This is a genomic window from Rhodococcus sp. 66b (assembly GCF_002076325.1).
Lineage (GTDB): Bacteria > Actinomycetota > Actinomycetes > Mycobacteriales > Mycobacteriaceae > Rhodococcus_F > Rhodococcus_F erythropolis.
Map to the genome: position 1 here is coordinate 114,356 of NZ_MUZB01000018.1, position 10,018 is coordinate 124,373.

General features: G+C 63.1%; 11 protein-coding genes and 1 pseudogene. 5 read left to right on the plus strand and 7 right to left on the minus strand.

Annotated elements, in window-relative coordinates; translation table 11 throughout:
- Positions 1-13: 13 nt before the first annotated feature.
- Entirely contained in the window at positions 14-826 is an 813-nt protein-coding gene (locus B0E55_RS27280; protein WP_019748307.1) for a peptidylprolyl isomerase, read from the minus strand.
- A complete protein-coding gene (locus B0E55_RS27285; RefSeq protein WP_080910856.1) occupies positions 826-1,707 on the minus strand; it encodes a peptidylprolyl isomerase in 882 nt (293 codons plus the stop codon). Before B0E55_RS27285 ends, B0E55_RS27280 begins: the two co-directional genes overlap by 1 nt.
- A 194-nt stretch (positions 1,708-1,901) precedes the next feature.
- Here B0E55_RS27285 and B0E55_RS27290 point away from each other — a divergent pair, with 194 nt between their 5' ends.
- The 4 genes from B0E55_RS27290 to B0E55_RS27305 all read left to right on the plus strand — a co-directional run bounded on the left by B0E55_RS27290 (position 1,902) and on the right by B0E55_RS27305 (position 5,544).
- Positions 1,902-2,582, plus strand: a complete 681-nt coding sequence (locus B0E55_RS27290; RefSeq protein WP_021344166.1) for an MBL fold metallo-hydrolase — start codon at positions 1,902-1,904, stop codon at positions 2,580-2,582.
- A gap of 15 nt (positions 2,583-2,597) precedes the next feature.
- A complete protein-coding gene (hisS, locus tag B0E55_RS27295; protein ID WP_019748310.1) occupies positions 2,598-3,869 on the plus strand; it encodes a histidine--tRNA ligase in 1,272 nt (423 codons plus the stop codon).
- Positions 3,859-4,488 (plus strand): hypothetical protein, encoded by a 630-nt coding sequence (locus B0E55_RS27300; RefSeq protein ID WP_020969537.1) that lies wholly within the window; start codon positions 3,859-3,861, stop codon positions 4,486-4,488. Before hisS ends, B0E55_RS27300 begins: the two co-directional genes overlap by 11 nt.
- A gap of 66 nt (positions 4,489-4,554) precedes the next feature.
- Positions 4,555-5,544 carry a malate dehydrogenase gene (locus tag B0E55_RS27305; RefSeq protein WP_080910857.1) on the plus strand — a complete coding sequence of 330 codons (990 nt, stop codon included), beginning with the start codon at positions 4,555-4,557 and terminating at the stop codon, positions 5,542-5,544.
- 33 nt (positions 5,545-5,577) lie between these two features.
- On the opposite strand, the gene B0E55_RS27310 is transcribed toward B0E55_RS27305, so the two are convergent.
- Positions 5,578-6,870: a hypothetical protein gene (locus tag B0E55_RS27310; protein ID WP_080910858.1), complete on the minus strand. Its 1,293-nt coding sequence runs from the start codon at positions 6,868-6,870 to the stop codon at positions 5,578-5,580.
- Positions 6,867-7,196 carry a type VII secretion target gene (locus B0E55_RS27315; RefSeq protein WP_080910859.1) on the minus strand — a complete coding sequence of 110 codons (330 nt, stop codon included), beginning with the start codon at positions 7,194-7,196 and terminating at the stop codon, positions 6,867-6,869. The genes B0E55_RS27310 and B0E55_RS27315 overlap by 4 nt, the downstream gene beginning before the upstream one ends.
- Positions 7,197-7,369: 173 nt before the next feature.
- On the opposite strand from B0E55_RS27315, the gene otsB reads away from it, so the two are divergent.
- The gene (otsB, locus tag B0E55_RS27320; RefSeq protein ID WP_019748315.1) at positions 7,370-8,158 is read left to right on the plus strand and encodes a trehalose-phosphatase; all 789 of its coding nucleotides are present in this window, start codon (positions 7,370-7,372) and stop codon (positions 8,156-8,158) included.
- Between the two features lie 9 nt (positions 8,159-8,167).
- On the opposite strand, the gene B0E55_RS27325 is transcribed toward otsB, so the two are convergent.
- The 3 genes and pseudogenes from B0E55_RS27325 to B0E55_RS32310 all read right to left on the minus strand — a co-directional run.
- Positions 8,168-8,968: an alpha/beta fold hydrolase gene (locus B0E55_RS27325; protein WP_080910860.1), complete on the minus strand. Its 801-nt coding sequence runs from the start codon at positions 8,966-8,968 to the stop codon at positions 8,168-8,170.
- A gap of 133 nt (positions 8,969-9,101) precedes the next feature.
- A complete protein-coding gene (locus B0E55_RS27330; protein WP_080910861.1) occupies positions 9,102-9,893 on the minus strand; it encodes an ABC transporter permease in 792 nt (263 codons plus the stop codon).
- Positions 9,893-10,018 (minus strand): annotated as a pseudogene (locus tag B0E55_RS32310) (ABC transporter ATP-binding protein); the annotation flags it as partial. The gene B0E55_RS27330 and the pseudogene B0E55_RS32310, both read right to left, overlap by 1 nt.

Below are 10,018 nucleotides of genomic sequence, written 5' to 3' on the forward strand. Positions count from 1 at the left end.
GCGCACAGCAGGGTTAGGCGACTACTGCAGTCTCGATGGTGATCGGGGTGTTGGGTGCGCCGCCACCGGTTGCGCCCATGCCTCCGTCGTCGCCGTCGGCTGCGATCTTCTCGATCGTCGCCAGGCCGGCGTCGTCGATCTTTCCGAAGACCGTGTAGTTGGGCGGCAAGACCGAATCCTCGTAGACGAGGAAGAACTGGCTGCCGTTGCTGCCCGGTGCACCCGAGTTGGCCATTGCGAGCGTGCCGCGGGGGTAGACGGCAGGCAAGGAGAGCGCCGGATCGTTAGCGGAGTACGCAGTGGTCGGGTACTCGTTGTCGAATCCGTAGCCCGGTCCGCCCGTGCCCTTGCCCGAGGGATCGCCGCACTGCAGGATCTGAAGACCGGGTGTGGTGACCAGTCGATGGCACGGGGTGTCGTCGAAATACTTCTGCTCGGTCAAGCTCACGATGCTGTTGACCGTGCATGGGGCTTCTGCCCGGTTCAGTTCCATCCCGATCGGGCCGGCCGTAGTCGTGAGCGCGACGTTGACGGTTCCCTCGGTGGACACGCCCGTGGAGTTCGGCGGATTGACGGTCTTTGCAGCGCCCGCCGCGCTCGGGTACGAGCAGTCGACAGTCGCCGACGCCGGAGTCGGGACAGGCGGGAGTGCGTCGAACTGTGACATGTCGAGCGGCGGCATGGCAGCCGTTGTCGTCTTCGCCTTGGAGGTGCTGGACGGCGAGTCCGAGCTACCGGAATCACTGGAACAACCAGCCAGAAGCAGCGCTGCGGCGCTTGCAGCGGCAATAACTACAGGAAAGCGCATCACAGGATTACGTCGCATCAGTCGAGCCTTACTGTCTTGATGTCGGTGGTCAGATTCGGCTTGCCGTCACCCTCTGGTGTCGATCCGGCGGCCGCGACCTTGTCCAAAGTGGCGAGACCGGTCTCGTCGATCGTGCCGAAAACCGTGTACTGCGGCGGGAGTTGTGAGTCGCCGTAGACGAGGAAGAACTGGCTGCCGTTGCTACCGGGTGCCCCGGTGTTGGCCATCGCAACCGTGCCGCGCGCGTAGGTGACGGGCTCTTGCGCTGCCGGGTCGGTGGTGGCGTACGCCGTGGTGGGGAACTCGTTGTCGAATCCGTAGCCCGGTCCGCCGGTGCCTGTGCCCGACGGGTCACCGCACTGCAGAACCTGGAGCGAGGGGCTCGTCGTCATGCGGTGGCAGGTGGTGTCGTTGAAGTAATCCTGCTGCGCCAAGCTCACGAAGCTGTTGACCGTGCACGGAGACTTCGTTCCGTCGAGCGTGAGCCCGATGTTTCCCTGCGAGGTCTCGACGCTGATGCTCGGCGTCGCGTCCGGCGCGGTGGTGGGAATCCCGTCGGTACGAGGAGGGTTGTTGGCCTTGGACGCGGTAGCGCCGTCAGCCGGGTACGAGCAGGAAACCGTGTCGGCCAGCGGCGTCGACAGACCGGCCGGCATTGCACCCGCGGTCTGCGGCGTGAGGCTCGAATCGTCGGCAGCAGTGTTGGTGGTGTTCGCGTCGTCGTCACTGCGATTGCTGAACCAGATGAGTCCACCGACGACACCGACTACGACGACCACGCCGAGCGCAGTTCCGGCTATCGTCATCTGCTTGCGCTTGCGGGCACGTTCTGCGCGACGTTCGAGCTGACGCTCGAGCTTGCGTTTCGCCGCCTCGCGGCGTTGCTCGTTACTCGGCACTGCTGTAGTCCTCCGTATCGCGGGTGGATCGTGGTCGGCCCGCCGAGCGACACCCTGGGGTCGGCTTCGGCAAGCGGCTCTACTCGTCGTCAGAGTCTCCCATTGCAACCTGAGAACTTACTGGCGGGGCAGCAGCTTAGGCTGTAACCGACAGCGTGTTGTTCGTTTCCACCCTTCGAAGAGGAGTTGCCCCCGTGCTCGTCACTGGTTTTCCGGCCGGGATGTTCCAAACCAACTGCTACATACTCGCTCAGGACGACGCGTGCGAATGCGTAGTCGTCGATCCGGGTCAGGATGCAGCCGAGCCGCTCTTCGAATATCTCGACTCCAAGGACATGTCGGTCAATGCAGTACTTCTGACCCACGGTCACCTCGATCACGTGTGGTCGGCCCGCGAGGTCTGTGAGCGGTACTCCGTGCCCGCGTACATCCATCCCGAGGATCGCTACATGCTCAGCGATCCGGCACGAGGGATCGGCCCGACGATGAAGGAATTCATTCAGGGCATGACGTTCGTGGAGCCGGACGAGGTGATCGAACTGAGTGACGGAGACAAGATCACCGAGGCCGGAATGACGTTCGTCGTGGACCACACGCCCGGGCACACGCAGGGATCGGTGGTGTTCCGCACCCAGGCGAACACCGAGAGCGGGCCCGTGGACTTGGCGTTCACAGGTGACACCCTGTTCCAGGGTTCCATCGGGCGCAGCGACCTGCCAGGCGGAAATCACGAGCAGTTGCTCGCTTCGATCGCCCGGAAGCTACTGGTACTCGGTGACGAGACCGTGGTCCTGCCCGGGCACGGTGGCAACAGTTCGATCGGCGCCGAGCGAAGCTCGAACCCGTTTCTCGTTGGACTCAGCGCACAAGAATAAGGAAAAGTACCTCTCGTGAGTAAAGCCAGCACCTTCTCTGCACCCAAGGGAATTCCGGACTACGTTCCGCCGCAGTCAGCCGAATTCGTCGCCGTTCGTGACGGTTTGACGCGCGCCGCCAGGTTGGCCGGGTACGGCCACATCGAATTGCCGATCTTCGAGGACACCGGCCTGTTCGCGCGCGGTGTCGGTGAGTCGACCGACGTCGTCAGCAAAGAGATGTACACGTTCGCCGATCGCGGTGACCGTTCGGTGACGTTGCGTCCCGAGGGAACCGCCGGTGTCATGCGTGCCGTCATCGAGCACAGCCTCGATCGTGGACAGTTGCCGGTCAAGGTCAGCTACGCGGGCCCGTTCTTCCGCTACGAGCGCCCGCAGGCCGGCCGCTACCGCCAGTTGCAGCAGGTCGGCGTCGAGGCCATCGGGATCGACGACCCCGCGCTCGACGCTGAGGTCATCGCGATCGCCGACGCCGGATTCCGGTCGTTGGGGCTCGACGGCTTCCGCCTCGAAATCACCTCTCTCGGCGATGACACCTGCCGACCGCAGTACCGCGAACTGCTGCAGGAGTTTCTCTTTGCACTTCCGCTCGACGAAGACACACGTCGACGCGCCGAGATCAACCCGCTTCGGGTGCTCGACGACAAGCGCCCAGATGTACGCGAGATGACGGCCGGCGCACCGCTCATGCTCGATCACCTCTCGGAGAGCTGCAAGGCGCACTTCGACGAGGTACTAGCGCACCTCGACGCCTTGGGAGTTCCCTACGTCGTCAACCCGCGCATGGTCCGCGGCCTCGACTACTACACCAAGACGACCTTCGAATTCGTGCACGACGGACTGGGTGCCCAGTCCGGAATCGGTGGTGGTGGTCGTTACGACGGACTGATGGAACAGCTGGGCGGACAGCCGCTCTCGGGGATCGGGTTCGGAATCGGCGTCGACCGCACGGTTCTCGCGCTCGAGGCCGAGGGTAAGTCGGTTGCGCCACCGGCACGTGTCGACGTCTTCTGTGTACCGATGGGAGCCGAGGCGAAGGCGGCACTGGTGAAGATCGCACACCAGTTGCGTGCCAATGGGATTCGCGTCGACCTGGCGTACGGAAATCGTGGCGTCAAGGGCTCGATGAAAGCGGCCGATCGCTCGGGCGCCGCAGTCGCCTTGGTTCTCGGCGAGCGCGAGCTCGAAGAGGGCGTTGTCGTTGTCAAACAACTGGCGACGGGTGAGCAGGAGACGGTGCCGCTCGACCAAGTTGTCGACAAGCTCGGGGATCTCGTTGAGCACTGAGGCTGAACCGGTTTCGCTCGATCTGGTTCCCGTGGCGTTGATCGCGCCGCGGCTGAAGAAGTTCGCCGTTGTTGTGGTGGTCTTCGGTGTGGTCGTCGGGTTGATCGTCAGTGTGTTCTCGACGGTGACGGTCGGAGTGATCGTCGGTGCCGTCATCGCGGTTCCGACGTCACTGGCGATTCTGATGACGCTGCGCCGGCATATCACCTTGTATGGCAACAGGATTCGAGCACAAGCTGGTTTTCGCACCAACGACGTCGACGTGGCCGAGGTGCTCACGGCGGCGTTGACGGTGCGATCCGGCCGGATCAGCGAGGTCAGCCTGACACTCGGCGACGGTCGGTCCACCGTGCGAATACCGCTCGCGCTCTACACGGCAGGGGGCGGGCGCGAGTTGGAGATCCTTGCACTCCGCAAGCTCGCCGACGCCCTGGCGGCCAGTGAGTTGGTACCGGCTGCCGCGTTGTCCTCGGTGCTGATCGAACAGTTGCGTGCCGAAGCCCGCGGCGCCGGACTGGCCGAGCGTCCGCTCTACCGCGCCGTCGAACTCGTGACGGCGGAGGGACGAGTGCCGAGAACCACACTGACAGACCACGAAGTGGCCGGATTACTCGACTAGCGTGGAAACCGTTCTTACAGCGTTGTAGAACGGACAGTCGTGAAAACGGCAGGTGAGGAGTCGGCAATGAGTATTGCGCCCGTAACCGTCACGGTGACCGGAGCGTCGGGTCAGATCGCCTACGGCATGCTTTTCCGCATAGCTGCGGGGGAGATGCTCGGCGCTGACGTACCGATCAAACTTCGACTGCTCGAGATTCCCGCCGCCGTGTCCGCTGCCGAAGGCGTCGCGATGGAGCTCGAAGACGGCGCATTTCCCTTGCTGAGCTCCATCGACATCACCGACGATCCCGATGTCGCCTTCTCCGGCGCGAACGTCGGGATGCTGGTCGGTGCACGTCCGCGGAGCAAGGGGATGGAGCGCGCCGACTTGCTGAGCGCGAACGGCGCTATTTTCACAGCGCATGGGAAGGCGATCAACAACAACGCAGCCTCGGACGTCAAGGTGCTGGTCGTCGGAAACCCGGCCAACACCAACGCTCTCATCGCGATGAACAACGCGCCGGATGTACCCGATACTCGGTTCAGTGCGCTGACGCGCCTCGACCACAACCGAGCGATTGCGCAGGTGGTGAAGAAGACCGGCGTTCGTGCGTCGTCGGTGCGCAAGGTGTCCGTCTGGGGAAACCATTCGGCGACGCAGTACCCGGACCTGTCCCACGCGACCGTCGCGGGTGAGCCTGCGCTCGCGCTGATCAACGACCGCGACTGGGTGGAGAACGATTTCATCCCGACTGTGCAGGTGCGAGGCACCGCCATCATTGCTGCGCGTGGATCGTCCTCTGCGGCAAGTGCGGCCAGTGCGTCGATCGACCACGTCCGCGACTGGGTGATCGGAACGGCCGAGGACGACTGGGTATCCATGGCCGTCTGTTCGGACGGTTCCTACGGGGTGCCCGAAGGATTGATCTCGTCCTTCCCGGTGACCTGTGCCGATGGTGAATTCACTATCGTTCCGGATCTCGCGATCGACGACTTCTCACGCGAACGGATTGACCTGTCCGTCAGCGAATTGGAGCAGGAGCGTGCGGCGGTACGGGAGTTGGGCTTCGTTTGAGGTTGTAATGCCGCCCCGGCTGGGGAGTCCCGATCAGAGATCTCGGAACAGGTACTGATCGGGATTCTCGGCACCGAGCACGGGCGGTGACACCATCGGTAGATCGTCGACCATCGAGTTTTCGTCACCGGCGCTGACGAGATACCCCGGAGTCGTGCGAAACGACTCGTCGTCCCGCGTTCCGCGAGGCCCGCCGCCCATCATGCCGCCCGGCGATATGCCACTACTGCCGATCGTCGTCGACGTAGTACCCATCGCGGGTGTACCCACTGGAACCGGTTGAACTGCAGCAACTCCCGCTGCGCCTCTCATCGTTCCACCGGTAGTGCCGCTTCCACCCACCCATGCTCCGCCCGAGCTCGCTGTCGCACTGGGCGACGGCGACCCGCCGGCTGCGAGTGACGTCGACGAATTGCCTGCGCCCCACAGCTTGTCGACGCCGGTCGGAAGTCCGGCGCCTGCCTGCGCTGCCGCGGTCCGAACGGCATCGGTTCCTGAGTGCGCGGATAACGGTGCGTCGCCGGCATCGGTCGATCCAGACAGCTGCGATCCAGACAGCGGCGATGCCGACGCGGCTGATGCCGCCAGAGGTTGGGCGATCTGACGGGCGGCGTCGGCGAGCGCCTCCGGAGTGGCAAGGTTGGCGAGAGCCTCACCGATCGGTGGAGTCGGCACGGGGATCGACCCGGCAAGGGCGTTCATGGCAGCGGTGTGCCCGAGCATTTCCCCGCGAGTCTGTGTCACCGCCGCGACGGCTGCCTGCATGTGTTCGGCTGCGGAGGCAATCAGCATCGCCTGTCCTGGTGGTGTCCACGCGATCGGTGCAGCAGCTGCAACCGTGGTCGCGAAGGACTGCGCGATCGCCGCGAGATTCGCGTTGCCTCGCTGCACCGATTCCGCGGCGGCAGCAGCGGTTTTCGATATCGCGGTTCCGCGTTCGCTCAATTCTGCGCCGCTGTTCTGGGCGGATCGCGACAGTTCGGTCGCGGCTTCACTGCCGGTGCTGTTCCAGGTCTGGCCCACCTCGGCGACCGCGCTTTGGGACAATCCCATGGCTTGGTCGATGAGAGTGGACGCCTGGTTGAAGATGCCGACGGGATCGGTGCTGGCAAAAGTGCCGGTGCCGAGGCTCTTCCCGAGTTCGATCAACGGCGCGAACAGATCTTCGATTCCGGGTAATGCCGGAACCGGTATGCCGGCGAGCATCGATTCGACCGTGTTGTTCGGCAATGCCGGGGCCGGAGCACCACCTTGAAGGAATTCGAGGACCGTCGTCGAGTCGTCTTCGGTGTTCATGCGATCGGTGTCGACGCGATCGCTGTTCACGCGGTCACGTCCGTCGATCCAGCGATGCCGGCCAGATCTGACGCGGTTGAAAGATCTGTGGTGTCGTAGGCCTGAGCGGCTGCACTCGCCGTTGCTGCGTTGCCGGCGTAGAAGGTCGCCAGTGCTGCAACATCTTTGGTGTGAGTTGCCTGGGCGCGCGCGAATGCCTCGAGAAACTCGATGCCGACAGGACCGACGGCTGGTGCGACTGCCGCGATGTTGGCGCCCAGATCGACGGCGGCGGCCTGCGCGATGTGTCCTGCAGCTTCGGCCGACGTCGAGCCGTACTTTCGGATGTCGTCAGTGACGACAGTCAATTCGCTCATCGTTACCCCCCAGTTGGTAAGCGTCGTGAGAACTGTAACGGACGGAATCGGCGCCGGAGTGGAGTGGACACGGCTCACCCTGCGCTTTCCGGACAACCTGGACGAAGTGGCAGAGATTACATTCTGATCCGGTGTTGGTATTGCGGGTGCGATCGATTTGGCACACTCGAACCATGCGAACCGCTTCGGACGTCATCCTCCGACTCACGTCCGATCCAGCTCGCTGTGGGCTGGTGATGGATTTCGACGGTGTGCTTGCACCTATCGTCGACGATCCGTCGGCCAGTGCGCTCCTGCCCGGTGCCGAGGAGGTGCTCGCGACTTTGTCGAGGCACTTCGGCGTGGTGGGCTTGCTCTCGGGACGGCCGGCGTCGTTCTTGCGAGAACGACTGAGTCTGGATTCGGTTGTTCTCATGGGTTCCTACGGCGTCGAGACCTGGACGGAGAACGGAATCGAAGTGCTTCCGGCCGTCGCTGCGTTCAGTGATGCCGTCGCCGAAGCAGAAGCCGAACTGCGTCGCCTGTTCGACTCTCAGTCAGTTCCTGGCATCCACGTCGAGAGCAAAGGCCTTGCGGTGGCTGTGCATTGGCGTCGGGCCGCGGATCGAGCGGTCGCGCAGCGCCTGGTGGAAGCAGCGACGACAGAAATCGCGAGCCGGACCGGGTTGCGGCGTGAGCCCGGCAAGTTGGTCGAAGAATTGCGTCCACCCGTTGAGGAGGACAAGGGGACAGGCCTCCTTCGCGCGATCGCCACCGCAGGCGTCGACGTCGTCGCGTACGCGGGCGACGACCGTGGTGACCTACCTGCCTTTGCTGCTGTCCTTGCCTCGGGTGGAGAAGCGTTGGTGGTCAAGGGCGATGACATTGCACCGGAAGTGGCTGCTGTCGACGGCGTCCAGTTCGACGGCCCGCCGGCATTCCTCGATTGGATGAAAGAGCTTGCCGCGCACCTGGAACGCTGACACGTGAGGTCAGTCTGCCAAGAACTCGACCAGCGCGCGGTTGACCTCTTCCGGATTGTCCTGTGTGCATTGATGTCCGACGCCGGTGATCACCACCCGGCGAGTCAGGTCCGGTAGTTGATCGCTCAGGGCGTCGTAGATTCGATCGAGTTGGCGCGGCATGTCAACCTCTCCCCGCATCAGGAGGGTCTCCTTTCGGGGTGCCGTATCCACCGGGCAGAGTGACGCGAACCCGCTTGTTCCCAGGTCCAGCCAGGTCTGCCGTCCGGCGGCCAGCATGCAGTCTGCAACGTATCTGCGAGTTGCGGGATTTCGACTCGACCACCGGCCACTGTAAAAGGCAAAGGGACCCCACGGAATCCGTCGATACAAATGCGTGCCGATTTTGATTGCCGAGGCAGCGGCTCCACTCATTTCCCGGTGCTGGCCAGGGCTGCCGATCATGACGAGCTTGTCTACTCGATTCGCATGACGATGGGTGAACTCCTGCGCGATGTTTCCGCCGAACGAGTGTCCGACGATGCTTGCGCGATCGATTCCGAGCGAGTCGAGCATGACCTTCACGTCGTCGATCACAGTGTCGAGAGTGGCGCGGTGGCCTTCCTCGAGAATCGACAGCCCTTGACCGCGTAGGTCGGGCAGCACCAGGGAATAGGCGCCCGCGAGTTCCGCGACCTGGTCGTCGAACATTCGATGATCAACTCCGGCGCCATGCAGGAAGACCACGCATTTCCGATCGAGCGCCGGCGTGCGCCACACACGCATTTCGGTGCCCGGAGTGGAAATAGTCTGGGTTGTCAGAGTCTGCATCGCTGTCCGTTGCCTCAGTTCGTTGCCGAATCAGATGGAAGTGAGCCTATCCTAACTTCTATGGACCGCGGTTATGGCAACAAGAAACTGGCCGCACCGGAACATCTCCGGTACGACCAGTCTTGGTGTTAGGTCAGGCGTCGCGCTTGTTGACGACGGCGATGCTGATTCCGAAAACCACCAGCACAAATGCTGCGAAGTAGAACAGGCTTCCCCAAGGGCCCCAATGGAAATTGGTGCTCGAACCCGAAGAGAGGAAGTGGTCGGCGTTGGCGAACGGGAGGAACGGTGTGACGTTTCTACCGAAGGATCCGAACATGCCGAACAGGCTCTCGATGAGCAGCGGCCAGAGCAGGAGCAATGCAATAGCGCCGGCAGATTGCCGGAGGAGTGCTCCGACGGCGATGGCAAGGACAACGCAGAGGAAGGCGAAGATCGGTACGCCGTAGACGGCGCGCCAGGCATCGGCGGTGTCGAGTGCCAGATTGGTGGAACCTTCAGAGCCTGCAGCAGCTTTGGTGATGAATACCGCGCCGAGCATGAGAACGAAGGACAGCGCCGCGCCGAAGGCGCCGATCAGGCCGGCTTTGGCGATCAGGACCGAAGCCCGGCTCGGGATGGCCTGGAAGGTGGTGCGGTTGATGCCGAAGCGGTATTCGCTGGTAATCGCGAGGGCCGCCATGATCATCAGGACCATGACGCCGAAGCCGGAAACTCCCAGTCCCGCTTCATTGAACGTGGGGAGGAACTTCTCGAAATCAGGAGTTCCTGATGCGGCTTCGTCGTTGTACGCCTGAATGCTCGAACTCGACGAACGCCCGATCATCCAGGCGACGCCCAACCCTAGGACGATGATTGTGATCGTGCACCACAGCGGCGACTTGGTCGTGGTGATCTTGATACGTTCAGCACTGAGAACAGCCATTACAGTGCACCTCCCATAGCGTGCTGTGTGTTTGTGTGGTGGGCTCCGGCACCCGGATCGATACCGGATGCGTGGTACTGGACATCGTCTCCGGTCAACTTCATGAACGCATCCTCGAGCGATCC